The organism is Rhodococcus sp. AG1013 (genome assembly GCF_003350365.1).
GTDB lineage: Bacteria > Actinomycetota > Actinomycetes > Mycobacteriales > Mycobacteriaceae > Prescottella.
On the sequence record NZ_QQAT01000007.1, the window covers coordinates 36141 to 59544 of the forward strand.

Annotated in this window: 26 protein-coding genes; 11 read left to right on the forward strand and 15 right to left on the reverse strand. The window is 68.7% G+C overall.

The window, feature by feature from the left end; translation table 11 throughout:
• Positions 1-4 precede the first annotated feature (4 nt).
• Together DEU38_RS11095 and DEU38_RS11100 are read left to right on the forward strand one after the other, a co-directional pair.
• Positions 5-862: an alpha/beta hydrolase gene (locus tag DEU38_RS11095; RefSeq protein ID WP_114721087.1), complete on the forward strand. Its 858-nt coding sequence runs from the start codon at positions 5-7 to the stop codon at positions 860-862.
• Between the two features lie 113 nt (positions 863-975).
• Entirely contained in the window at positions 976-1908 is a 933-nt protein-coding gene (locus DEU38_RS11100; protein ID WP_114721089.1) for a LysR substrate-binding domain-containing protein, read from the forward strand.
• Between the two features lie 59 nt (positions 1909-1967).
• Here DEU38_RS11100 and DEU38_RS11105 read toward each other — a convergent pair whose 3' ends face one another.
• The 7 genes from DEU38_RS11105 to DEU38_RS11135 form a co-directional block, all read right to left on the reverse strand.
• Positions 1968-3311 (reverse strand): MFS transporter, encoded by a 1344-nt coding sequence (locus tag DEU38_RS11105; RefSeq protein WP_114721091.1) that lies wholly within the window; start codon positions 3309-3311, stop codon positions 1968-1970.
• Between the two features lie 165 nt (positions 3312-3476).
• Positions 3477-4481, reverse strand: coding sequence for an amidohydrolase family protein (locus DEU38_RS11110; protein ID WP_114721093.1), 1005 nt, complete (start codon positions 4479-4481; stop codon positions 3477-3479).
• Between the two features lie 3 nt (positions 4482-4484).
• On the reverse strand, positions 4485-5006 hold the full coding sequence (locus DEU38_RS11115) for a 3-hydroxyanthranilate 3,4-dioxygenase (RefSeq protein WP_114721095.1): 522 nt from the start codon (positions 5004-5006) through the stop codon (positions 4485-4487).
• Positions 5003-5470, reverse strand: a complete 468-nt coding sequence (locus DEU38_RS11120; protein ID WP_114721097.1) for a RidA family protein — start codon at positions 5468-5470, stop codon at positions 5003-5005. The genes DEU38_RS11115 and DEU38_RS11120 overlap by 4 nt, the downstream gene beginning before the upstream one ends.
• Entirely contained in the window at positions 5467-6246 is a 780-nt protein-coding gene (locus DEU38_RS11125; protein ID WP_114721099.1) for a 2-keto-4-pentenoate hydratase, read from the reverse strand. Before DEU38_RS11125 ends, DEU38_RS11120 begins: the two co-directional genes overlap by 4 nt.
• 29 nt (positions 6247-6275) lie before the next feature.
• Entirely contained in the window at positions 6276-7751 is a 1476-nt protein-coding gene (locus tag DEU38_RS11130) for a 2-hydroxymuconic semialdehyde dehydrogenase (RefSeq protein ID WP_114721101.1), read from the reverse strand.
• A 127-nt stretch (positions 7752-7878) separates the two neighbouring features.
• Positions 7879-8697 carry a TetR/AcrR family transcriptional regulator C-terminal domain-containing protein gene (locus DEU38_RS11135; protein WP_114721103.1) on the reverse strand — a complete coding sequence of 273 codons (819 nt, stop codon included), beginning with the start codon at positions 8695-8697 and terminating at the stop codon, positions 7879-7881.
• A 61-nt stretch (positions 8698-8758) separates the two neighbouring features.
• On the opposite strand from DEU38_RS11135, the gene DEU38_RS11140 reads away from it, so the two are divergent.
• Both DEU38_RS11140 and DEU38_RS11145 read left to right on the forward strand, forming a co-directional pair.
• On the forward strand, positions 8759-10522 hold the full coding sequence (locus DEU38_RS11140) for a DEAD/DEAH box helicase (protein ID WP_114721105.1): 1764 nt from the start codon (positions 8759-8761) through the stop codon (positions 10520-10522).
• On the forward strand, positions 10522-11079 hold the full coding sequence (locus DEU38_RS11145; protein ID WP_114721107.1) for an SWIM zinc finger family protein: 558 nt from the start codon (positions 10522-10524) through the stop codon (positions 11077-11079). Before DEU38_RS11140 ends, DEU38_RS11145 begins: the two co-directional genes overlap by 1 nt.
• Before the next feature lie 13 nt (positions 11080-11092).
• Here DEU38_RS11145 and DEU38_RS11150 read toward each other — a convergent pair whose 3' ends face one another.
• Both DEU38_RS11150 and DEU38_RS11155 read right to left on the reverse strand, forming a co-directional pair.
• A complete protein-coding gene (locus DEU38_RS11150; protein WP_114721109.1) occupies positions 11093-11878 on the reverse strand; it encodes an MBL fold metallo-hydrolase in 786 nt (261 codons plus the stop codon).
• Positions 11879-11991: 113 nt separating this feature from the next.
• On the reverse strand, positions 11992-12756 hold the full coding sequence (locus tag DEU38_RS11155; RefSeq protein ID WP_114721111.1) for an SDR family NAD(P)-dependent oxidoreductase: 765 nt from the start codon (positions 12754-12756) through the stop codon (positions 11992-11994).
• A 133-nt stretch (positions 12757-12889) separates the two neighbouring features.
• On the opposite strand from DEU38_RS11155, the gene DEU38_RS11160 reads away from it, so the two are divergent.
• Complete coding sequence (locus DEU38_RS11160) at positions 12890-13513, forward strand: TetR family transcriptional regulator (protein ID WP_114721113.1); 624 nt, start codon at positions 12890-12892, stop codon at positions 13511-13513.
• A gap of 54 nt (positions 13514-13567) precedes the next feature.
• Here DEU38_RS11160 and DEU38_RS11165 read toward each other — a convergent pair whose 3' ends face one another.
• The 3 genes from DEU38_RS11165 to DEU38_RS11175 all read right to left on the reverse strand — a co-directional run bounded on the left by DEU38_RS11165 (position 13568) and on the right by DEU38_RS11175 (position 15159).
• Positions 13568-14398 carry an enoyl-CoA hydratase-related protein gene (locus tag DEU38_RS11165; RefSeq protein WP_258557809.1) on the reverse strand — a complete coding sequence of 277 codons (831 nt, stop codon included), beginning with the start codon at positions 14396-14398 and terminating at the stop codon, positions 13568-13570.
• A 120-nt stretch (positions 14399-14518) separates the two neighbouring features.
• Positions 14519-14989 (reverse strand): RidA family protein, encoded by a 471-nt coding sequence (locus DEU38_RS11170; RefSeq protein ID WP_114721117.1) that lies wholly within the window; start codon positions 14987-14989, stop codon positions 14519-14521.
• Between the two features lie 5 nt (positions 14990-14994).
• Positions 14995-15159, reverse strand: coding sequence for a DUF4177 domain-containing protein (locus tag DEU38_RS11175; RefSeq protein ID WP_005515911.1), 165 nt, complete (start codon positions 15157-15159; stop codon positions 14995-14997).
• A 54-nt stretch (positions 15160-15213) separates the two neighbouring features.
• Here DEU38_RS11175 and DEU38_RS11180 point away from each other — a divergent pair, with 54 nt between their 5' ends.
• Together DEU38_RS11180 and DEU38_RS11185 are read left to right on the forward strand one after the other, a co-directional pair.
• Positions 15214-16254, forward strand: a complete 1041-nt coding sequence (locus DEU38_RS11180) for an ArsA-related P-loop ATPase (protein WP_114721119.1) — start codon at positions 15214-15216, stop codon at positions 16252-16254.
• Positions 16251-17390: an ArsA family ATPase gene (locus DEU38_RS11185; RefSeq protein ID WP_114721121.1), complete on the forward strand. Its 1140-nt coding sequence runs from the start codon at positions 16251-16253 to the stop codon at positions 17388-17390. The genes DEU38_RS11180 and DEU38_RS11185 overlap by 4 nt, the downstream gene beginning before the upstream one ends.
• A gap of 126 nt (positions 17391-17516) precedes the next feature.
• Here DEU38_RS11185 and DEU38_RS11190 read toward each other — a convergent pair whose 3' ends face one another.
• Positions 17517-17840, reverse strand: a complete 324-nt coding sequence (locus DEU38_RS11190) for a WhiB family transcriptional regulator (RefSeq protein WP_114721123.1) — start codon at positions 17838-17840, stop codon at positions 17517-17519.
• Between the two features lie 316 nt (positions 17841-18156).
• On the opposite strand from DEU38_RS11190, the gene DEU38_RS11195 reads away from it, so the two are divergent.
• The 4 genes from DEU38_RS11195 (at position 18157) to DEU38_RS11205 (ending at position 21984) form a co-directional block, all read left to right on the forward strand.
• Entirely contained in the window at positions 18157-20463 is a 2307-nt protein-coding gene (locus DEU38_RS11195) for a penicillin-binding protein (protein WP_114721382.1), read from the forward strand.
• A gap of 97 nt (positions 20464-20560) precedes the next feature.
• Positions 20561-20716 carry a DUF6131 family protein gene (locus tag DEU38_RS28405; protein ID WP_181818738.1) on the forward strand — a complete coding sequence of 52 codons (156 nt, stop codon included), beginning with the start codon at positions 20561-20563 and terminating at the stop codon, positions 20714-20716.
• Between the two features lie 66 nt (positions 20717-20782).
• Complete coding sequence (locus DEU38_RS11200) at positions 20783-21424, forward strand: DUF2231 domain-containing protein (protein WP_114721125.1); 642 nt, start codon at positions 20783-20785, stop codon at positions 21422-21424.
• Positions 21421-21984, forward strand: coding sequence for a type 1 glutamine amidotransferase domain-containing protein (locus DEU38_RS11205; RefSeq protein WP_114721127.1), 564 nt, complete (start codon positions 21421-21423; stop codon positions 21982-21984). The genes DEU38_RS11200 and DEU38_RS11205 overlap by 4 nt, the downstream gene beginning before the upstream one ends.
• A gap of 3 nt (positions 21985-21987) precedes the next feature.
• Here DEU38_RS11205 and DEU38_RS11210 read toward each other — a convergent pair whose 3' ends face one another.
• Together DEU38_RS11210 and DEU38_RS11215 are read right to left on the reverse strand one after the other, a co-directional pair.
• The gene (locus DEU38_RS11210) at positions 21988-22773 is read right to left on the reverse strand and encodes a hypothetical protein (protein WP_114721384.1); all 786 of its coding nucleotides are present in this window, start codon (positions 22771-22773) and stop codon (positions 21988-21990) included.
• A 98-nt stretch (positions 22774-22871) separates the two neighbouring features.
• Entirely contained in the window at positions 22872-23348 is a 477-nt protein-coding gene (locus tag DEU38_RS11215; protein ID WP_114721129.1) for a GatB/YqeY domain-containing protein, read from the reverse strand.
• Between the last annotated feature and the right edge of the window lie 56 nt (positions 23349-23404).

The window sequence follows — 23404 nt, forward strand, 5'->3', positions numbered from 1 at the left end:
GAGGATGACCGACCCGCAGATCGATGCGGACTACAACGTCCGCAACACCGTCTCCGCCGAACTGTTCGATGCCACGATCGAGGAGTATCGGCAGCGCTCGCGCGAGGCCGTCGACGGGCTCGACGGGTGCCAGGATCTGCGCTACGACCCCGACAGCCTCGAGCGCCTCGATGTCTGGGGAACCGGGACCGGGCTGCGACCGGTGTTCGTGGCGATCCACGGCGGGTACTGGCGGGCGCTGTCGCGGCACCACACCGCGTTCATGGCGCGCATGCTCGACGCCGCCGGCATCGCCACCGTCGCGGTCGACTACGGCCTCGCCCCCGACACCCCGCTCGAGGAGATCGTCCGGCAGGTGCGAGCGGCGGTCGCGTGGGTGTACCACCACGGCGCGGAGCACGGACTGGACCCGAACCGCATCGTGGTGGGCGGCAGCTCCGCGGGCGGCCACCTGACCGCCACCACGATGGTCCCCGGCTGGCAGGATCCGCTCGGTCTGCCGGACGACGTGGTCCGCGCGGCGATGCCGATCAGCGGACTGTTCGACATCCGGCCACTCGTGAACTCGTTCGCGAACGAGTGGTTGAGCCTCGACACCCCGCGGGCGAGTGCGCTGAGCCCGATGTTGCAGACCGACCGGGTCGGTCCGCGGGCGGTGGTCGCCGTGGCCGAGCACGACGGCGTCGGGTTCCTCGCCCAGAGTCGGAGGTTCCACAGCGCGTGGGCCCGTCGATCCGAGAGCGAACTCCTGGTGATCCCGGACCGCAATCATTACGACGTGTTCCTCGATCTCGCCGATCCCGCGTCGGCTCTGAGTACCGCACTGCTCGGGCTGTTCGCGGGCCTCGAGCACACGTCCTGAGGGCGCTGCACCACCGAGACCTCGAAATCCGCCTCGCCGCAGTACAGTTGCGCATCGCAACCGCCAAACCGCTGACGGTATACGTCGGATGCGGTCGTCGCTAGGATTCCACCATGGACATGCCCAAACTGCTGGACGGGCGCCTCAAGCTCCGCCACCTGCTCCTCGTCGACGCGCTGACCAGTCAGGGCAGCGTCGTCGCCGCGGCCGCGGCACTCCACGTCACGCAACCCGTCGCGACGCGCAGCCTGCACGATCTCGAGTCGATTCTCGGTGTGTCCCTGTACGACCGCGGCCCACGGGGAATCACCCCGACCATCTTCGGCGAGGCGTTCACGGCGCACGCCCGAGCGGTCATCGCGCAACTGACCCAGGCCGGCCGGCACGTCGTCGAGCTTGCGGACGCCGACCGCGGAACCGTTGTCGTCGGAACACATCTCGCGGGTTCGAACGTGCTGCTGCCCGGTGCGATCGCCAGACTGAAGAACGAGCGACCGCTGCTGACGGTGATCGTGCGCGAGGGCACGCCGGAGATGCTGCTGACCGAACTGCAGTCCGGGCGTATCGATCTCATCGTCGGCAGGCTCACCTCCCCCACCGACGAGATGGCGGTGCGGCGCACGTTGTACGCCGAGTCGGTGGAACTCGTGACGCGCGTGGGACATCCACTCGCGGGTCGCGATGACATCCGACTGAGCGATCTCACCCAGTACCCGTGGATCCTGCCCGGGGTGGAAACCGCGCTGCGTCGGGAGCTCGAGGAGTTCTTCGCCCGGAACAGCCTCTCCCTCCCGGAGAACCGGGTGGAGGCCACGTCGTTCCTGACGGTGCGCCAGCTGCTGCTCGAGACCGATATGGTGGCGGTGCTCCCGAGCCTGATCCCCCGGGACGACACCCGGCTGACCACGCTGCCGATCACGCTGGATCCGATCGGCCACAGCGTCGGGGTCACGCTCTCGGCCGGTCGCACGCTGAGCCCGTCCGCGGCCGCGCTGGTGGACTTCCTCGCCGAGTTCGCGGCCGAGATCGCGCCCCAGCGAGGCTGATCCGGAACGGGCGGAGCCGCCCACCGGAAAGGTGGACGGCTCCGAATCCCCCGACAGGATCAGACGTGGACGACGGACGGCGCCTCGTCGTGCTGCAGGCCGCGGGACGAGTCCGGCACCACCCGGAACAGGGCGATGGCACCGAACAGGCTGACGGCGCAGATGATCGCGAGGTACCACGTGACGCCGGTGGACGATCCGGTGGCGTCGAGCAGCGCGGTGGCGATCATCGGCGCCAGGCCACCGCCCAGGATCGCTCCGCTCTGCAGGATCAGCGACGATCCCGAGTACCGGACCTTCGTGGGGAACGTGTCAGCGATGATGCTGCCCTGCACGCAGTGCGTGACGGGCACGATCAGGCCCATGCCGAGGAACGCGATCACGGCGACGACGGAGTTCTCGGTGTTGAGCAGCGGGAAGAACACGATGCACCACACCAGGATCGCGGCGGAGCCGGCGATGAACATGGTGCGCCGGCCGTGCTTGTCGGCGACCCTCGTCCACACCGGAATAGACGCGAACCACAGGACCGCGGCCGCCGTCACGCTCAGGATCAGGAACTGCTTGTCGTAGCCGAGGTGCTGCGTGCCGTACGACAGCGAGAACACCATGAAGGCATACGCGACAGCGGAATTCGCGAGGACCGCGAGCAGGGTCAGCGACAGTCGGGGGAAGCCGACCTTCAGCGCCTCGCGGAGCGGGAACTTGGCCACCTCGTTGTTCTCGACGATCCCGGTGAACGACGGCGACTCGGTGACCCGCAGGCGGATGACCAGACCGATGGCGACGAGGACGAAGCTGAGCAGGAACGGGATCCGCCAACCCCAGGAGGCGAACGCGCTGTCCGACATCACCGAACTGGTGGTGAGGAAGATGCCGTTCGCGAGCACCAGACCCGCCGGGGTGCCCATCTGTGGGAACCCGGCGTAGAGGTTCTTCTTGCCGGCCGGGGCGTGTTCCATCGACATCAGCGTCGCGCCGGCGCCCTCACCGCCCAGTCCGATGCCCTGCACGACGCGCATGGCGACGAGCAGGATCGGGGCCCAGACGCCGATCGCGTCGTAGTTCGGGATGAGGCCGATCAGGGTCGATCCGATGCCCATCATCACGAGTGAGACCACGAGGGTCGCCTTGCGGCCGATCCGGTCCCCGAAGTGACCGAACACCAGACCGCCGAGCGGGCGGGCGATGAATCCGACCGCGAACGTGCTGAACGCGGCGAGGGTTCCGGCGGTGGGGCTCAGGCTGGGGAAGAACTGCTTGTTGAAGATCAGTGCGGCGGCGGTGCCGTAGAGGAAGAAGTCGTACCACTCGAGGGTGGTGCCGGCCAGGGTCGCCATGGCGACGCGGCTGCGCGCGGCCGCGACGGGGGCGGTGCCCCGGCCTGGTGTGCTGTCGGTCATCGCAGATACCTATCGGGTGTCGGGGGAGGCGATCGGATCTCCGAGATCCGTTCTTCGCCAGGAGAATCCGGCGGCCAATTCGGCCTTGTACGGAAGATTCTGCATACGTGAGACATGACTCACAAATGCCGAATCGGCCGCCGGGTATCTCAATTTGGCTATGCCTCAGGCGATGTCGGAGAGCCCGAGGAACCGCTCGGCGTTGCCGCGCTGGATCAGATTGCGTGCGGTCTCGTCGAGGAACTCACTCTTGCGCACGACCTCCCCGACCGGCCGCTCCCCCAGCGGGTACGGGTAGTCGCTGCCCACCATCACCCGGTCGACACCGACGGTGTCGACCAGCAGGCGCAGTGCGCGGTCGTCGAACACGACGGAGTCCACATAGAAGCGACCGAGGTAGTGTGACGGCGGCATCTCCGACGTACCGATGATGTCGTTGCGCCGATGCCACGCGTTCTCCATCCGTCCGAGCCAGAACGCGAAAGATCCACCGCCGTGCGCGAATCCGATCTTCAGTCGCTCGTCGATGCGGTCGAAGACGCCGCCGAGGACCAGGGCGAGGATCGACAGGTGGGTCTCGGCCGGCATCGCGGTGAGCCACTGCGCCATCCACCGGTTCAGGCGCGGCGACGAGTCCATGTCCCACGGGTGCACGAACACCGGGACGTCCAGCGACGCGCAGTGCTGCAGGAACGTCACCACGCCCTCGCTGTCGAGGTCGCGGTCACCGACGTGGTTGCCGATCTCCACGCCGCGGTGCCCGTTGGCGACGCTGCGCTCCACCTCACGGCAGGCGGCGTCCGCGTCCTGCAGCGGGACCTGACAGAACGGGATCAGCCGGTCCGGGGCGGGTGCGACGATCTCGAGCGCGAGATCGTTGAAGATCCGCGAGATGCGGGCGGCCTGCTCGCCGGTGCGTCCGTAGTTGAAGAACGCCGGCGTCGGCGAGACCACCTGGGTTCGGACACCGTCGGCGTCCATGTCCCGCAGCCGGGTCTCCGCGTCCCACGCGTCGGCCTGGATCCGACGGAACTCCTTGGAGCCCATCATGATGACGGCCTCGGACTCGCTCTCGACCCGCAGCCACGGCGCCTCCGGCCCGGCGTCCGCGGTGAGGTCGGGCCACCCCTTGGGGACGTAGTGCGTGTGGATGTCGATGATGCCGGACACTCGTCAGCCCTTTCCGGGGTGCAGGGCGCCGCACTTGTCGCACGTGCGCGCCTGCTCGTCCTCGTAGAACTGCACGAACAAGGGCGGCAGGTCGGCGACGATGTCGCGCACCTGCAGTTCGATCTCGTGGATGAGGTGGTTGCATTCGAGGCAGTACCACTGGAACTTCTCGAGGGTGCCCTCGCGGCGCACCCGCTCGATGACCAGGCCGATCGAACCCGCGGTGGGCCGCTGCGGCGAGTGCGGCAGGTTGCCGGGGAGCAGCCAGGTCTCGCCCTCGCGGATGTGGACCCGCTCGGGTCCGTCCTCGGTCATGACGTCGACGTGGATGTCGCCCTCGAGCTGGTAGAACCACTCCTCGTACGGGTCGAGGTGGTAATCGGTGCGCTGGTTGGGTCCACCGACGACCTGCACGATGAAGTCGTCACCGAGCGCCATCGTCTGGTTGTTGACCGGCGGCGCGAGCAGGTGGCGGTTCTCGGCGATCCACTTCTGGAAGTCGATGACGGGCGGGATACGGGTCACGAGTGGTCCTCCGAGTCTGCGGCGGTGGTGATGTTCTTGCGACGGTCGGCGGGCAGATACGCCACGCCCTGGATCTCGATCAGCAGATGCGGGTGCGGAAGCTGGTGCACCGCAACCGTGGTGCGGGTGGGTCCGGTCTCGTCGAACATCTCGGCGTACACCTCGTTGTACCCACCGAAGTCGTTCATCGAGACCAGGTACGACGTGACCTGGACGAGATCGCTCAGTTCGGCACCGACCTCGGCGAGGATCGCCTCGATGTTCTCGATCACGGCGCGAGTCTGGGCCCGGATGTCGAGCTTGGTGGTGCCCATCTCGTCCACCTCGACGCCGACGAACGTGTTGTCCGGCCGACGCGAACTGGTGCCCGAGACGTACACGAAGTCGCCGGCCACCTTCACGTGCGGGAACCGTCCGCGCGGGGTGGCGAGGCGTTCGATCACTTTGGCTGCGTTGTCGCTCATGCGATTCCCTTCACCGTGACACTGCCCAGACCCTCGACGTCGCACCGTGCGGTGCCCGCGGCGAACGGGATCGCCGCCGTCGCCGCACCGGCGAGGACGACGTCCCCGGCCCGTAGCGGAATCTGCCGGCGTCGACTCATGTCGAGCAGCGCGTGCAGCGCGTTGACGGGATCGTCGAGGATCGCCGCCGTCGAGCCGGTGACGGACTCGCCGCCGGCCTCGAGCCGCACCGCGAGCTCGCCGACCCCCCGCATCGGCTGCCACGGGCCGATCACGTACGCGGCCGCAGAGGTGTTGTCGGCGACGACATCGGTGTAGGTGAAGCGGAAGTCCCGGTAGCGGGAGTCGATGATCTCCATCGCGGGAGCGACGGCGTCGACGCAGGATTCGATGTCGACGGTCGGATCGTCGACGTCCACGTCGCGCGCGAGACGGTACGCGATCTCGGGCTCGATCTTGGGGTGGATGAAGCGGTGCAGGTCGACGTCGCCGCCGTCCTCGACGCACATCGCATCGGTGAGCCGGCCGACGATCACATCGGAGACACCCATCTGGGCCATCTTCGCCTTGCTCGTGAAGCCGAGCTTCACACCGAGGAGCCTCTCGCCGCGCCCGCAGCGGAAGCCGATGAGCGACTCCTGGATGCGGTACGCGTCGTCGATGTCCACGGCGACGTCGTCGGCGAGGCTGAGGGTGTCGTGCACGCCGACCTGAGCGTCGTCCAGGCGCCGGGCCAGCGCTTGGATCTCGTTGCTGTCCAGTGGTTTCGTTTCCATCAGTCCTCGTTTCCCAGAAGTCCCAGAAGTCACAGCGCCACGCACACGTTCGTCGGCTCGGTGTAGAAGTGCAGCGAGGACTCGCCGCCCTCCCGCCCGATGCCGGACAGCCCGACGCCGCCGAACGGTGACCGCAGCTCACGGGTGAACCACGTGTTGACCCAGGAGATTCCGACGTTCATCTTCTGTGCGACACGGTGTCCGCGACGCAGGTCGTTGGTCCACACCGAGGCGGCCAGACCGTACTTGGTGTCGTTGGCCAGCGCGATCGCCTCCTCCTCGGTGTCGAAGGGCACCAGCGCGGCGACCGGCCCGAAGATCTCCTCACGGAGCACAGGATCCTCGTTGGTCAGCCCGGTCCACAGGGTGGGCTCCACCCACGATCCGAACGCGAACTTCGAGCCCAGGTCGGGGATTCCGCCACCGGTGAGCACCTTCGCTCCGGACTGCTCGGCCATCTTGAAGAAGCTCATGACCTTGTCGCGGTGTGCCTGCGAGATCAGCGGGCCGGTGGTGGTGTTCTCGTCGGTGGGATCGCCGAGCCGCAGTTGCTGCGCCCGCTCGACGAGGCCCGTCGCGATGTCGTCGAAGATCGCCCGGTGCACGTACACCCGTTCGGTGCACAGACACACCTGGCCGGTGTTGGTGAACACCGACTTGGTCAGCCCGGTCAGCGCCTCGTCGAGGTCGACGTCGTCGAACACGACGGCCGCGTTCTTGCCACCGAGCTCGAACGACACCGGGCGCACCCGCGGGGCAACGGTCTTCATCACGTGCGAGCCGGTCGCGGACGAGCCGGTGAACGTGACGCCGTCGATGCCGGGGTGCGTCGTGAGGTACTCGCCGGCGGAGTTGCCGCCGAAGCCGTGCACCACGTTGTACACGCCGGCGGGCAGACCGACCTCGGCGAGCACCTCGGCGAGCAGCGTCGCCGTCGCGGGCGTCTCCTCGCTGGGCTTGACGACCACCGCGTTGCCGCACGCCAGCGCGGGCGCCACCTTCCAGGTGAGCAGCAGCAGCGGCAGGTTCCACGGCACGATCACCGCCACCACGCCGAGCGGCTTGCGCACGGCGTAGTTGAGCGCCTGACGACCCCCGGCGAGGTCCGTCATGAACGATTCCTGACCGGCGGCCGCCGCGACGTCGGCGAAGGTCCGGAAGTTGGTGAGCGCGCGGGCGACATCCAGTTCGCGGGCCTGCGTGATCGGCTTGCCGGTGTCCGCCATCTCGGCGGCCACGAACTCCTCGAACCGCTCCTCGATGCGGTCCGCCGCCCGACGCAGCAGCGCCGTGCGCTCGCGGACCGGGGTGTCGGCCCAGCCGTTGTCCAGCGCGCGGCGCGCGCCGGTCACGGCACGGTCGACCAGCACCTGGTCGGCCTCGTGCACCTGGGCGAGGACCCGCCCGGTCGCCGGGTCGATCTGGTCGAAGCCGCGCTGCGGGTCGGGATCGACGAATGCGCCGTCGACGAAGTTACGGATCCAGCCGTCGAGGGTTGAAGTCATGGATCAATGGTCGAGCCCCGATCCATGCCGAACAAATGCCAAATCGGGTTCTACCTATGCCCTTATGTGCATACGTCCCGCGCAGAGCCCGCGGAGAACCGGCGCAGGGTTGCGGAGAGGAGATGTGTCAGTCTGCCGAAACCTCACGCTCGATCCCGTCCAGCAGCTTGGCGAGCCCGTACTCGAACGCGCCGTCCGGGTCTGCGGGCGCCTGGTACAGCTCACCGACCGTCGAACCCACCCGCGACGACAGCGGGAACAGACTCGGCGGCATGGCCGCAGCGAACAACGGGCCGTGCACCTCCCACCACTGGGCGTCACTCAGTTGCCGCGTCGCATCGATCGCCGCGACCGCCACTCGGGCGTTGCCCGTGGCGAACTCCGACAGCACCGCGATCACCCGGTCCATCGCAACATCCGACAGGCCGATGCCCTCGATCGCGGCGAGCTGCTGTTCGTAGCGGCGCATGCGCCCCGGCCCGAGCACGAGCCGCCAGGGCGGCACTTCCAGGAGCCAGGGATGCGCGATCAGTTCGGCGCGGACCCGACGGGCAATGGAGGCCATCCGTTCGCGCGGTGCGAGGTCCCCCGAAATCGAGGTGGCGTCCTCGTCGGCGACCGCGTCGACCATGAGGATCGTGAGTGCGTCCTTGCTGGGGACGTAGGTGTACAGGCTCATCGGCCGCAGGCCCAGCTCGGTGGCGACCGAGCGGATGGAGACGCTGGCGTAGCCCTCCCGGTCGGCGAGCGCGATCGCCGCGGCGACCACCGCGTCGACACTGACCGTCTGCTTCGGGCCGCGCCTGGCAGGCTGCGGCGGAAGCTCGTGCCGCCACAGCAGGTTCACCACCTGTTTCGCCTGCTCGGCGCTGATCTCCTCGCTCACGGAGCCCCTTCGGAACAAATCCAGTACGGTGTACGTTGTCAGGGATACTCCGTACACCATACGCTACTTTCGGGGGTCTACTCTGCCCAGCACAAACGCCACCTACCTGCCGGATCGGCACATGTTCGCGCTCTGGACGTGGACGGGCCGCGGCACCGGCCCCGCCCCGAGCGTCCACGGCGACCGCGAGACCCTGGCGCTCGCGCTCCCGGTCGGCGCGGACGGCGCGATCGAGGTTGCCGACGTGGACACCACGCTCGTGGACACCACGACCCTCGCCGGACTGACACTCGAACCGGCGGGAGAGTCGGTGACGCTGTGGCAGGACGCAGTGCACGCCACCGACGGCGGCCCGCTCACCCCGCCGGCCACCGACAGGCCGTCCCTGCCCGTCGCGGCGCACGCGGTGCCGAACGCCTCCGGCACCGCGATCGTGTCGGCGGAACACGCCGTTCGCGTCCTGCGCGAATCCGAGGCCGTGGCGGCCGAACTACGTTCGACGCTGGAGGCGCAACTCCGGCCTTACCAGGCACGTGGCGTCGGCTGGCTGCGGGAGACCGTCGACGCTCATGGCGGCGCGGTGCTCGCCGACGAGATGGGCCTCGGCAAGACCGTACAGACCATCGGCTTCCTCCTCGGTCGCGCGGAGGCGGAGCCGCAGCTCGTGGTCTGTCCGACCTCGCTGGTCGGCAACTGGGCACACGAGATCGGGCGATTCGCGCCGGGACTACATGCGACGGCGTGGCGCGGCGGGCAGATCCCCGCCGAACCGGGAACCGTCGTCATCGTGGGATACCCGACCTTGCGCATACACGGCGAACTGCTGGCCGGACAGCACTGGAGCGCGGTGGTCTTCGACGAGGCGCAGGCGCTGAAGAACCCGCGCACCCAGATCTCGAAGGCTGCGCGGGCGTTGGACAGTGCGGCGAAGATCGCGCTGACCGGCACACCGGTGGAGAACCACCTCGACGAGCTGTGGGCGCTGGTGAACCTGGTCGCGCCCCGGATGCTCGGGCACCGGGCGCAGTTCCGGCGGCGGTTCGTCCAACCGATCCAGGAGGGCTCGGTCGCCGCCGCGACCCGGTTGCGCGACACCATCGAGCCGATCGTGCTGGCGCGCAAGAAGGTCCAGGTGGCCGCGACGCTACCGCCGAAGATCCACAACGACGTGCTGTGCGATCTCACCGCCGAGCAGGAGGAGATCTACGACCTCCTCCTCGCGGAAGCCATCGATGACGGGTTCGGTTCCGGTATCGAACGCCACGGCCGTGTCCTCGCGGTGCTGACCTCACTGAAGCAGGTCTGCAACCATCCCGGGCTGGTCACCGGCGAACTGGAGTCACTCGCCGGCCGGTCCGGGAAGCTCGACCTGTGCACCGACATCCTGGCCACCAATCTGGAAACCGCCAGCCCGACACTGGTCTTCACCCAGTATCGCCGGACCGGTGAACTACTCGTGCGCCATCTCGCCGATCAGTTCGCCGTCACGGCGCCGTTCCTGCACGGCGGGCTGGCCCCGGCCGAACGCGCCGAGATCGTGTCCCGGTTCCAGACCGAGGACGGACCGCCGGTACTGGTCCTGAGCCTGCGCGCCGCCGGCACCGGTCTGACACTCACCCGCGCCGCCGACGTCATCCACTTCGACCGCTGGTGGAATCCCGCGGTCGAGGCGCAGGCCTCCGACCGGGCACACCGGATCGGTCAGACGCGCACGGTCACCGTCACCACACTCACCTCGACCACCACCGTCGAGGAGCACATCGCGGGCATGCACGACCGAAAGGCTGCACTCACCGATCTGAGTGACACGGCGGGCATCGCCGCGCTCGCGGGACTCGACGACGACCAGCTGATCGAGATCCTTCGCCGCAAGAGGGAGAACTGATGGTGGACAACGAATTCGGATACACCGCATGGGGCATGGACTGGGTGCGGCTGGCCCAGCCGCTGCGCCAGAGCGGACCGGCGCGCCTACTCCTGCCTCGTGCTCGCAGCCTCGCACGCAACAACCTCGTGAAGGCGACGGTCGAGGGACGGATCGTGCGCGCCTCGATCCACCGCGGGGGTCAGGCATCGGTGACCCAACTGGAGGTGGCGCCGCTGACCAGAGCGTCGATCACCGGCATCGCGGCGATAGTTCCGGACACCGCCGTGCTGACCGACGACATCCACCAGGACATCGTCTCCGCCGGGATCGCGCTCGCACCCGTTCTCGCGGACACCGACTGTTCGTGTTCGGCGCGCTCCGCTCCCTGTCTGCACCTGCTCGCCGTCCTCTACGAAATCGCGCACCGAGTCGACGAGAACCCACAGCTCGCGCTGGACATCCAGGGCTATACCACTGCGATGCTGCATGATTCGGCGGTACCGGCGTCGACCGCGCGCTGGACACCCGTCAGCGCGCTCGATCCCGCGGCATTCTTCGAGAGGGCGTCGGGCTGAGCCCTGCCGGGACTCAGCTCCGCAGGTACTCCAACTGCACCCGCACCGACTGCTCGGCAGCCGGCCACAGCGTCTCGTCGACGTCGGTGTAGACGTGCTCGACCACCGCGCGGACGTCGGCGTCGGCGCCCAGGACGTCGAGTGCGCCGCGCACCTGCGCGAGTCGCTCCTCGCGGTGCGCGAGGTAGTAGCGGGCCACGGTCTCGAGGTCGGGCAGTTCGGGTCCGTGCCCGGGCAGGACCGTCCGGCCGGGGCCGAGGTCGATGAGGAGCCGCATCGACGCCAGGTAGTCGCGCAGATTTCCGTCGGAGGCGTCGAGGACCGTGGTGCCGCGGCCGAGGATGGTGTCGGCGGTGAGCACCGACCCGTCGTCCTCGATCACGAACGACACCGAGTCGGCGGTGTGGCCGGGGGTGCGCAGCACGCGCAGGGTGAGTCCGGCCGCCTCGATCGACTCGCCGTGCCCGAGTCCGCCGCCACCGCCGCGACGGAACTCCTCGCGGACCGCACGCACCGGCGCCCCGGTCAGTTCGTGGAACCGATCGAGGCCGCCGGTGTGGTCGTGGTGTCGGTGCGAGACCAGCGTCAGCACCACCGTGCCGACGCCCGCGACCCGTGCGAGGTGCTCGGGGTCGTCGTCGCCCGGGTCGACCACGATGCACTCGTCGCGACCCGGGCTCCGCAGGATCCAGGTGTTGGTGCCGTCGAGCGAGTACATGCTCGGGTTGTTCTCGAGCATCACCGCCGCGATCGGCGTGACCTGGCGCAGCTGGGCGTACGCGGGGTGCTGAAGCGTCATGGACGCCCCTTTCGTGACGGGCCGACAATGTCTTCGGCGAAACCGAGCATCACTGTACGACTCCTGCCACGCCGCGGCCGCCCCGGACGACACCTACTGCGCGGCAAGCGCACTCACATGTGGGTGCCGCCGTCGATCCGGATCTCGGTGCCGGTGACGAACGCGCCGTCGTCGGACGCGAGCATCGCGACGACGCCGGCGACGGTCTCGGGGCCCGCGAAGCCCTCGCCGATCCAGGGGTACAGCTTGCCGATCAGGCTCGCGTCGACATCCTCCGGGAAGCCCGGGTTGCTGGTCATGCCCGACGCGATGCTGCCCGGTGCGACCGCGACCGCGCGCAGGCCCTGCCTGGCGTACTCGAGCGCGATCGCGTGCGTGAACGACTGGATGCCACCCTTCGACGCCGCGTACGCCGCCATGTAGGGGTGCGCGAACTGCGCCGACGTGGAACTGAAGTTCACCACGACGCCCTTGCCGGTCTCGAGCAGCGCGGGCAGCGACTGGCGGGTCACCAGGAACGTCCCGGTGAGGTTGGTGCCGATCACCTTGTTCCAGAAGTCGAGTTCGGTCTCGTGGGTGTGCGACGAGCGCAGGATGCCGGCCGCGTTGACCAGGACGTCCAGGCCGCCGAGCTGTTCGATCGCGCCGCCGATGTTCTCGCGGACCGAGTTCTCATCGGAGATGTCGGCGGTGACGGTGCGCAACCGGTCGGCGACTCCGGCCTGCTCGGCGCGCTCACGCGTCACTGCCAGGCCGTTCTCGACCACGTCGACGCCGGTGACGATGCCACCCTCGTCGAGGATGCGGGCCACCACGGCCTGACCGATGCCGGATCCGGCTCCGGTGACGAGTACTCGGCGTCCTTCGAATCGCTTCATGATTTCTCCTGTTCGCATAGAGTTGATTCACAGCTCTACTGGCACGGTAGGCCGAGGTGGCACGTTGTGTCACGCATTTTCCGGAAACAAGACCGGTAGTCTGCGATCCGACACCACCCGAGGAGCCCAGAACATGCCCGGCGCACAGCCCGCCACCTCGCTGACCGAGCGACGGAAAGCGGAGACACAACTCGAGATCTCCCGACGCGCCGCAGAACTGTTCTCCGCACGCGGCGCGTCCGCGGTGACAGCCGAGGAGATCGCCGCGGCGGCCGGCATCGGCCTGCGCACGTTCTACCGCTACTTCCGCACCAAGGAGGAGGCAGTCGCACCCCTGCTCGCCGGCGGGGTCACCGGCTGGATCGCACACCTCACCGGCGACGGGGACGCCCCCTCGGACGAATCCGTGCAGGCCGCCCTCGAGCGGGCGACGCGCCAGGCACTGACGCCGTCCGACGACATCGCCGAGGAGATGCTGCAGTGGACCCGCGGACTGCTGCGGACGGTGCACGACGAACCCGGTCTACGAGCCGTGTGGCTGCGCGTACAGGCCGACTCGGAGGACGGACTGGTCGCGGCGCTCACGACGCTGATGGGGCCGACTGCCGACCCGCTGACCGTCCGGCTCACCGCGGCCTCCGCGAACGCCGCGATGCGGATCGCGGTCGAGACGTGGGCGGCAACCGACGCCCCGAGCACCGGCCCCGGCGGACCGGCGGATCTCGCGGCGCGCTGCATCCGCACCCTCGTCGGCTGAACCCCGAAGACAACTGAGCCGCACGCACCTCCCCACAGTGAGCACCCGGGCGGACTAGCCGAAAAGGTCGGGAAGGCCCTCCGAGATCCGATCCGGGAACACCGGTTCGCGTTTGGCCAGGAAGGCTCCCACGCCCTCGCGCACATCACCCGACGCACCACGCACGTAGATCGCCTGCGAGTCGGCACGGTGGGCCACCTCGGGACTCTCGGCTCCCAGCATTCGCCACATCAACTGCCGGGTGAGGGCGACGGACACCGGCGCGGTCCCGGCAACCAGTTCCCGCGCGACCTCGATCGCGCGAGCGAGTACCCGGTCGGCGGGGACGACCTCGCGCACGAGGCCGCGTTCGAGAGCTTCCGTCGCGGGCACCATCTTTCCGCCGAGGGTCCACTCCAGAGCGGTGGAGACGCCGACGACCCGGGGCAGGAACCAACTGGAGCAAGCCTCGGGGACGAGACCCCGCCTGGTGAAGACGAACCCGAATCGAGCTGTGTCGGAGGCGATCCTGATGTCCGCGGGCAGCATCATCGTGACACCGACGCCGGCCGCGGGGCCGTTGACGGCCGCAATGATCGGTTTCGTCGAGGCATAGAGGCGCAACGCCACCAGGCCGCCCTGGTCGGCGGGTGCACCGCCGGTCTGCGGATCGGTACCGAGCACGAAGGTCTCCCCGCCGGCAGCGAGGTCGGCTCCGGCGCAGAAAGCCCGGCCGGACCCGGTCAGCACCACCGCACGAATGTCGTCGTCCGCGTCGCACTCGTCCAGCGCCGCGACGATGCGCTCGCACATGTCGTAGGTGAAGGCGTTCAACCGATCCGGACGGTTGAGCCGCACGATCGCGATCTCACCGGACCGCTCCAACAGCACGACGTCGTCGTTCACGAATCCTCTTTCCCGCAACGATGTCGGATCAGCGTCGCCCGAGCCACGATAAGCCCGAAACGGCCTGAGCCGCATCCCCGTTCGGGAATGCGGCTCAGGTCGGACAAATTCGCGGACTGCTCAGCGCACCTCGGCGATGAGCTCGACCTCGACGGGCGCACCCAGCGGCAGTTCGGCCACGCCGACCGCGGAGCGGGCATGGATGCCGGCGTCGCCGAAGACCTCACCGAGGAACTCCGACGCCCCGTTGATCACGCCCGGCTGACCGGTGAATCCCTCGGCCGAGGCCACGAAGCCGACGACCTTGACGATCCGCGCGATCGAGTCGAGACCGACCAGCGCGTCGATCGCGGCGAGCGCGTTGAGGGCGCACGTGCGGGCGGCGGCCTTCGCGTCCGCGTCGGACACGTCCGCGCCGAGCTTGCCGGTGAGCGGCAGCTTGCCGTCCACGAACGGCAACTGCCCCGAGGTGTAGACGTGGTCACCGGTGCGGACGGCCGGCACGTACGCCGCGACGGGGGCGGCGACCGGCGGCAGCTCGATGCCCAGCTCGGCCAGGCGTGCGGTCCAGGACTGTGCGGTGTCTGCCACGAGCCTCAGCCCTTCGGACGCTTGAGGTACGCGACGTGCTGTTCACCCGTCGGACCGGGGAGAACCGTCACCAGCTCCCAGCCGTCCCCACCCCACTGGTCGAGGATCGCCTTGGTCGCGTGCGTGAGCAGCGGCACGGTCGCGTACTCCCAGGTAGTCAATTCACTCATGCCGGTGAGCCTATCCCCCGCACGTGTGGGCTCCTCGATATATAGGCTCGTGCCGTGGCAGCACCGACAGACACAGCCGCGCAGGAGCGGTCGCACCCCGCCGAGCCGGGATGGCCTCCCAACGCCGAGACGGCGCGACTGCACTTCGTCTCCGGCAAGGGCGGCACCGGCAAGTCCACCGTGGCGGCGGCGTTGGCGCTCTCGCTCGCGGCCGGCGGTCGGCGCGTGCTGCTGATCGAGGTCGAGGGCCGGCAGGGCATCGCGCAGTTGTTCGACGTGCCGCCGCTGCCGCCGCAGGAGACCAAGATCGCGACCGCGGACGGCGGCGGCGAGGTGGTGGCGCTCGCGATCGACCTGGAGACGGCGTTCCTCGAGTACCTCGACATGTTCTACAACCTCGGGTTCGCGGGGCGCGCGATGAAGAAGATCGGGGCGGTCGAGTTCGCGACCACCCTGGCTCCGGGCCTGCGCGACGTCCTGCTCACCGGCAAGATCAAGGAGTGCGTGGTCCGCACCGACAAGGCCGGCCGGCGCATGTACGACGCGGTCGTGGTCGACGCCCCACCCACCGGACGGATCGGAAAGTTCCTCGACGTCACGCGCGCGATGTCGGACCTGGCGAAGGGTGGTCCCATCCACTCGCAGAGCCAGGGTGTGGTGCGACTGCTGCACTCGGAGGAGACCGTCGTGCACCTGGTGACCCTGCTCGAGGCGCTGCCGGTGCAGGAGACGGCCGACGCCGTGGCCGAACTCGAGGCCGCGGACCTGCATCTGGGGACCGTGATCGTCAATCGCACAAACACCCCGTTCCTTCCGGAGGACGCTCTCGCCGACGCCGCGAAGGGCCGGATCGACGCGGACGCGATCCACACCGGCTTGGCGAAGGCGGGCATCACGCTGTCCGACGACGACTTCGCCGGTCTGCTGACCGAGACCATCGAGCACGCGGCCACCCTGGCCGCGCAGGACGAGAGCGCGGCCCAACTCGACGAGGTGAAGGTGACCCGGATGTATCTGCCCGCGCTGGTGGACGGCGTCGACCTCGGTGGGCTGTACGAGCTCTCCGAGAGCCTCACCGAGCAGGGTGTGCGATGAACCCGCCGCGGACCGCCCCGGCCCTCGACCTGGCCGGCGTCCTGACCGACCCGAAGACCCGGATCGTGGTGTGTTGCGGCGCCGGCGGCGTCGGCAAGACCACCACCGCCGCGTCGATGGCGCTGCGCGCCGCCGAACAGGGCCGGCGCGTGGCCGTCCTGACGATCGACCCTGCGCGACGCCTCGCCCAGGCCCTCGGCGTGCAGGACCTCGACAACGAGCCTCAGCTGGTGGAGCTCGCGCCCGGCTCGACGGGCGAGTTGCACGCGATGATGCTGAACATGCGCCGCACGTTCGACGAGATGGTGCTCGAGCATTCCGCACCGGACAAGGCGCAGCAGATCCTGGCCAACCCCTTCTATCAGACCGTCGCGACCTCGTTCTCGGGAACGCAGGAGTACATGGCGATGGAGAAGCTCGGCCAGCTGGCGGCCGACGACCGGTGGGATCTGGTGATCGTGGACACCCCGCCGTCCCGCAACGCGCTGGACTTCCTGGACGCACCACAGCGGTTGGGCGCGTTCCTCGACGGCCGGATGATCCGGCTGCTCACGGCGCCGGGCCGCGGCATCGGTCGCCTCGTCACCGGCGCGATGGGCCTCGCACTCAAGGGCGTGTCCACCGTCGTGGGCAGTCAGATGCTGTCCGACGCGTCCGCGTTCGTGCAGTCCCTCGATTCGATGTTCGGTGGGTTCCGGGAGCGGGCGAGCCGCACGTACCAGTTGCTCCGGCAGGAGGGCACACAGTTCGTGGTGATCGCGGCCGCGGAGCCCGACGCGCTGCGCGAGGCCGCCTTCTTCGTCGACCGCCTCTCCGGCGACGACATGCCGCTGGCCGGTCTGGTGCTGAACCGGACGCATCCCACGTTGTGTTCGCTGCCCGCCGATCACGCCCTCACCGGTGCCGATCTCCTGGACGAGAGCGAACCCGTGGAGCCGGCGGACGAGCTGACCTCGGCTGTCCTGCGGGTCCACGCGCATCGCGCGGTCACGGCGAAGCGGGAGATCCGGCTGCTCGGGCGATTCACCGCAGCGCATCCACGGGTGCCGATCATCGGCGTGCCGTCCCTGCCGTTCGAGGTGTCCGATCTCGAGGCATTGCGCGCCGTCGGCGACCAGCTCGCACGACAGGGCTGAGAGGCACCGATTCATCCGGCCTTCAAAGCCGCGAGCAGCGGCGCCTGCACGCCGCTGCTCGCGAACAAGTTGGGCTACAGATCGGACCTACTCCCCGACGAGGACCGAACTTCTGTGGTCCGAGCTTCAGACCGCCGACTGGTGCTGGCGCTGCGCCTCGAAGAACTCGGCCCAGGACTCCACCTCCGGATGCTGCTTGAGCAACGCGCGCCGCTGACGCTCGGTCATGCCACCCCACACACCGAACTCGACGCGATTGTCGAGGGCGTCGGCACCACACTGCATGAGAACCGGGCAGTGCCGGCAGATGGTGGCCGCCTTCCGCTGAGCCGCGCCACGTACGAAGAGCTGATCGGGATCTACTTCACGGCATCGGGCCTGTGCGACCCACTGAATACGGGCTTCCGCTTCCTCATAGTCGAGCCGTGTGGCTGTGGTGGTCATGTGCATTCGGTTCCCCTTCAGTCCGAACGCCGTTCCCCACGGCGTTCAGGATGTTCGCGCAATCGCTCTCGGTAGCACGTGAGGACTGCACCACATTCCTAATCCAGTGTTAGCTGTATCACACTGACTTCAGCCAATTTAGGTAAAGAACGCGCGGTGCGCAAGATCAGCTACCAAATTTCTGGTACGACCGTGCATGCTTCGCGGCAATTGCCCGAGTCGATCCGCACCTTCACCCCCGATCTCTCACGCCCGAGCGGCTGTCCACCGGGGCAATCGGTTCGTTCGACGTACTCTGTAGGGCGTGTCGAGAGCCAAAACGATCGCCAAGCTCGCGGGGTGTTCCGCACTCGCAGGTGTCCTGCTCGCCGGGTTGATGTTTCCGCTGGCAGGAGGCTTCGGATTCGCGTCCAACCGCGCCGCGGACGCCGTCAACAACGTCTCGGCGGAATTGGTGGAGGGCACAGTCCCCGCCGTCTCGACGATGACCGACGTCGCCGGCAACCCGATCGCGTGGTTGTACGAGCAACGCCGATTCGAGGTCCCCAGCGATCAGATCTCCAACGAGATGAAACTCGCGCTCGTCTCGATCGAGGACAAGCGCTTCGCCGACCACCACGGTGTCGACTGGCAGGGCACGCTGCGCGCGTTCATGACGAACACCACCAGCGGCGAGGTCCAGCAGGGCGCCTCGACGATCGACCAGCAGTACGTGAAGAACTACCAACTTCTGGTGGTCGCCCGGAACGACGCCGAGCGCCGCGCCGCGATCGAGACGACGCCGGCCCGCAAGATCCGGGAGATCCGGATGGCGCTCACGCTGGACAAGAAGCTCACGAAGGACGAGATCCTCACCCGGTACCTCAACCTGGTGCCGTTCGGCAACGGCTCGTTCGGCGTGCAGGACGCCGCGCAGACCTACTTCGGCATCGACGCCAAGGATCTGAACCTGACGCAGGCCGCGATGCTCGCGGGCATGGTGCAGTCCAGTTCGGCCCTCAATCCGTACACCAACGAGGAGGGCGTCCTCGAGCGCCGGAACACGGTCCTCGACACGATGATCGCCAACATTCCGGACCGGGCCACCGAGATCCGGGCGGCCAAGGACACACCGCTCGGGGTGCTGCCCGAGCCCAAGGCGCTGCCGCGCGGCTGCATCGCGGCCGGCGACCGCGGCTTCTTCTGCGACTACGCGCTGCAGTACCTCGCCGCCTCCGGCATCAGCCGGGAACAGATCAACAAGGGCGGCTACACGATCAAGACGACGCTCGACCCCGCCGTCCAGAACTCGGTCAGGTCCGCCCTGGCGGCGAACGCCGACCCCAAGCTCGACGGCATCGCGAACGTCATGAACGTCGTCCAGCCCGGGCAGGACCAGCATCGTGTCCTGGCGATGGGTTCGAGCCGCGACTACGGCCTCGACACCTCGGCGGAGCAGACCGTGCAGCCGCAGCCCTACACGCTCGTCGGACACGGCGCGGGCTCGATCTTCAAGATCTTCACGACGGCCGCCGCGATGGAGCAGGGCCTGGGCACCAACGCGGTGCTCGACGTCCCCCGACGGTTCGAGGCCCGCGGCATGGGCAACGGCGGCGCGAAGGGCTGCCCGGCCGCCACCTACTGTGTCGAGAACGCGTCGCCCAACTACGCCGCGAAGCTGTCGGTCACCGACGCGCTCGCCCAGTCGCCGAACACCGCGTTCGTCAAGCTGATCGAATCCACCGGCGTCACGCCGACCGTGGACATGGCCGTCCGGCTGGGTCTGCGCTCGTACACCGCCACGAGCTCGTCCGGCTTCGGCGACGAGAGCATGGCCGAGATGCAGAAGTCGCAGAACCTCGGCTCGTTCACCCTCGGCCCCACCTGGGTCAACCCGCTCGAGCTCGCGAACGTTGCCGCGACCCTCGCCTCGCACGGCAAGTGGTGCCCGCCGACGCCGATCGACTCGATCACCGACCGTGAGGGCAAGCCGGTCTCCATCACGCAGGACGCGTGCGAGCAGGTGGTCGCGCCGGGCCTGGCCGACACCCTGTCGGTCGCGCTGAGCAAGGACGACCAGCCGGGCGGCACGTCGTTCGCGGCGGCGAACGCGGCGGGCTGGAAGCTGCCGATGTCGGGCAAGACCGGCACCACCGAGTCCCACATGTCGTCGGGCTTCCTCGGCTTCACCAACAACCTCGCGGGCAGCGTGCTGGTCTACGGCGACTCCACGACGCCGGGCGAGATCTGCTCCGCGCCGCTGCGCCCGTGTGGTGACGGCAACCTGTACGGCGGCACCGAACCGGCCCGAACGTGGTTCCAGGCGATGACACCCGTCGTCGGGAACTTCGGTCCCACGGCGCTGCCTCCGGTCGACGACAAGTACGTCAGGGGATCCCAGAACGCCCAGGTGCCCGACGTCGTCGGGATGACCCAGGACGCTGCGACGGCGGCCCTGAAGGCGGCCGGTTTCACGGTGAACGCGGTCGGCACCAAGTCGGACGCGCCCCAGGGCAGCATCACCGGCAGCGCGCCGTCGGGGCTGGCGGTTCCGGGTTCCGCGGTGACGATCTACGTCAGCGACGGCTCGGTGAAGGCGGCACCGCCCGGCTCCGCGGCACCGCGGCCGAACACGACGCCCGGCGGCTGATCAGCCCGCACGGAGGCGGTTTACGCTCCCCGCGCCCGGGGTAATCGTGGTGCGCGGGGAGCCGTCCGGCTCCCCGCGACCGGATCGAGGTCCCGTCATGATCGTTCTCGGCTTGATTCTGCTGGTGGTCGGGTTCCTGACGAACATCTCGATCCTGTGGACCATCGGGATCGTGTTGATCGTGGTCGGCGCGATCCTGGCACTGCTCGGTGCGACGGGGCGCGCTGTCGGCGGTCGGCGCTACTGGTACTGAGCGTGATATTGAGCGGCCACTCCCCCGCGGCGTTTGCCGGTCGCGATTCCCGGGTAGCCGGACGGGATGAACCTTCGTCATCTGTACAACCGGGCCGAGTCCGCGTCGTTCCTGGACGGCCTGAGCGCCGGGCTGCAGCACCGACTGCAGAACGGGCTGGGCCGCACGCCGGTCGGCGACCGACTGCGGGGCGACTGGCTCGGACACCCGGTGCATCCCGTCCTGGTCGCGATTCCGATCGGGGCCTGGACCAGTTCGCTGATCTTCGACGCGGTGCTGCGTGACCACCGCAGCGCCCGCCGTCTGATCGGCGTCGGGCTGGTCGCGCTGCCACCGACCCTCGCGACCGGCTGGGCGGACTGGAGCGAGCGCGACGTCCGTCAGCGTCGGGTCGGCCTGCTGCACGCCGGCGCCAACGCGGTGGGGATCACGCTGATGCTGGCGTCGTTCCGTCGCCGTCGGCGAGATCCCGCCGCATCTGACACCCTGGCGGTGGGGCTGTCCGTGGCCGCGCTCGGTGCGGTCGGGGCGGGCGGCGCGCTGGGCGGGCACCTGGTCTTCGGGCAGGGTGCGGGCCTGGCGATGACGCCCGCCAACGACGGTCCGGCGTTCGACCCGGTGCTCGCCGAGGTCGATGCCCGGACCGAGCCGGAACACTCGAACGGCCACCTGGCACACATCGGACTGCACAGGAGGGAGCACCCGTGACCGGCAAGGGAACACTCACCGGACGCACCGTCGCGATCCTCGCGACCAACGGCGTCGAGGAGGTCGAACTCGTCGAACCGCGCAGGGCCGTCGAAGAGGCCGGGGCCACCACACGACTGGTCTCACTGTCGGGCGGCCGGATCCAGGCCATGCGCAGCGACGTGCACGAGGCCGGACAGTACGACGTCGACGTCACGGTCGGTGACACGTCGGCGGCCGACTACGACGCTCTGATCCTGCCCGGCGGGACCACCAATCCCGATCACCTGCGGATGGACGCGAATGCCGTTTCCTTTGTTCGGGGTTTCGTTCAGGCCGGCAAACCCGTCGGCGCGATCTGCCACGGTCCGTGGACGCTCGTGGAGGCGGACGTGGTGCGCGGCCGCACCCTCACGTCGTACCCGAGCATGCGGACGGACATCCGCAACGCCGGTGGCAACGTCGTCGACCGCGAGGTGGTGATCGACGGCGCGCTGGTGTCCAGCCGCAATCCCCGCGATCTGCCGGCGTTCTGCGACGCGATCGTCGACGTCTTCTCGTCGACCTCGACGCGCGTGTGAGTCCTACCCGCGGCCGACGGTCACCGCGACCCCGCCCGGCACGGCGACGGCGTCGTTGACGATGCCGCCGAGGCACGTGAGGTTCGGCCTGCGCGGCGCGACCAGGACCGGTTCACCCGTGTAGTCGATCGGCGTCGAGAACGACACGGGCGTGCCGAGACGCACACGGGCATGTGGAACTTCTGCGCACGATCCCGACGGACCGTAGTACCCGACAGACTGGTGACCGAACGGCATCATGCGGCGCAGCTCGTTGGTGATCTGGACCCCGCTGATCGACCGCTGCATCGTGCCGTCTCCGACATAGGCATGCCAGTAGTTGGATCCCATCTGTTCGACCCGCAACGTGTACGTCCTGCCGAGTGCGAAGTCGAAGAACTCGCCGCGACATGTCATCCCGCCGGGTCCGGGGACGATGGGGCCGCATCCGGCGTGCTGGACGTCGGGGCCGTAGTAGCTGAAGACCGTGCGGGCAACGAGCGGCGCGTCGATCGCGGGGCGCTGGACCTCGAGCCCGATGTAGCCGCCCTGCCAGTTCTGGAATCCGAAATGCTGCCCGACGGACAGCGTCTGCCCGGGTCCGGTCACACCGATCTCGTCGATCGTCACCGGGAATGCGAACTCGGAGACGCCCTTCGTGCCGCCGTTGGCGGCAAGCCAGTCGATCTGGACGAGTTCGCCGGGCACCACCGCAGCGGTGGCGGTGGCGGGCGACGCCATCACCACCGCTGCCGCGACACCGAATAGTGCGACGAGGGAACGTACTGTCCTCGAACCGATTCCACCCATCTCGACCTCCACCCCGTGGGAGGACCCCCACGGCCCCCGATCATCATGGTCATCATGCGCGGAGGTCCGGGCGTTACGGACGAAATCGGCTCACGGCACTACAGACGGTCCTTGACCGCCTTGGAGACGCGCGATCCGTCGGCCTTGCCGCCGGCGAGTGCGGTCGCGGCCTTCATGACCTGACCCATCTGTCGCGGGCCGGGGCGCTCGCCCAGCTCCTCCGCGACCTGTGCGATCGCGGTGTCGGCGACATCGGCCAGTTCGGCGTCGGTGAGCGGGGTGGGCAGGTAGCCGTCGATGATCTGGGCCTCGGCGCGCTCGGTGGCGGCCAACTCGCCGCGTCCGGCCTCGGTGTAGACCTCGGCGGCCTCACCACGCTTCTTCGACTCCTTGGCGAGAACCTTGAGCACCTCGTCGTCGGTGAGCTCGCGAGCCTCCTTGCCGGACACCTCCTCCGTCTGCACCGCGGCCAGGATCATCCGCAGCGTCGACAGGCGCAGCGGATCCTTCGCCTTCATCGCGGCGGTGAGGTCGGCACGGAGCGTGGACTTGAGCGTGGGAGTGGTATCGGCCATGCGCCGAACGGTACGCGCCCAGCGCGGTGTCCTGCACCTTCATTGCGTGCACCCGT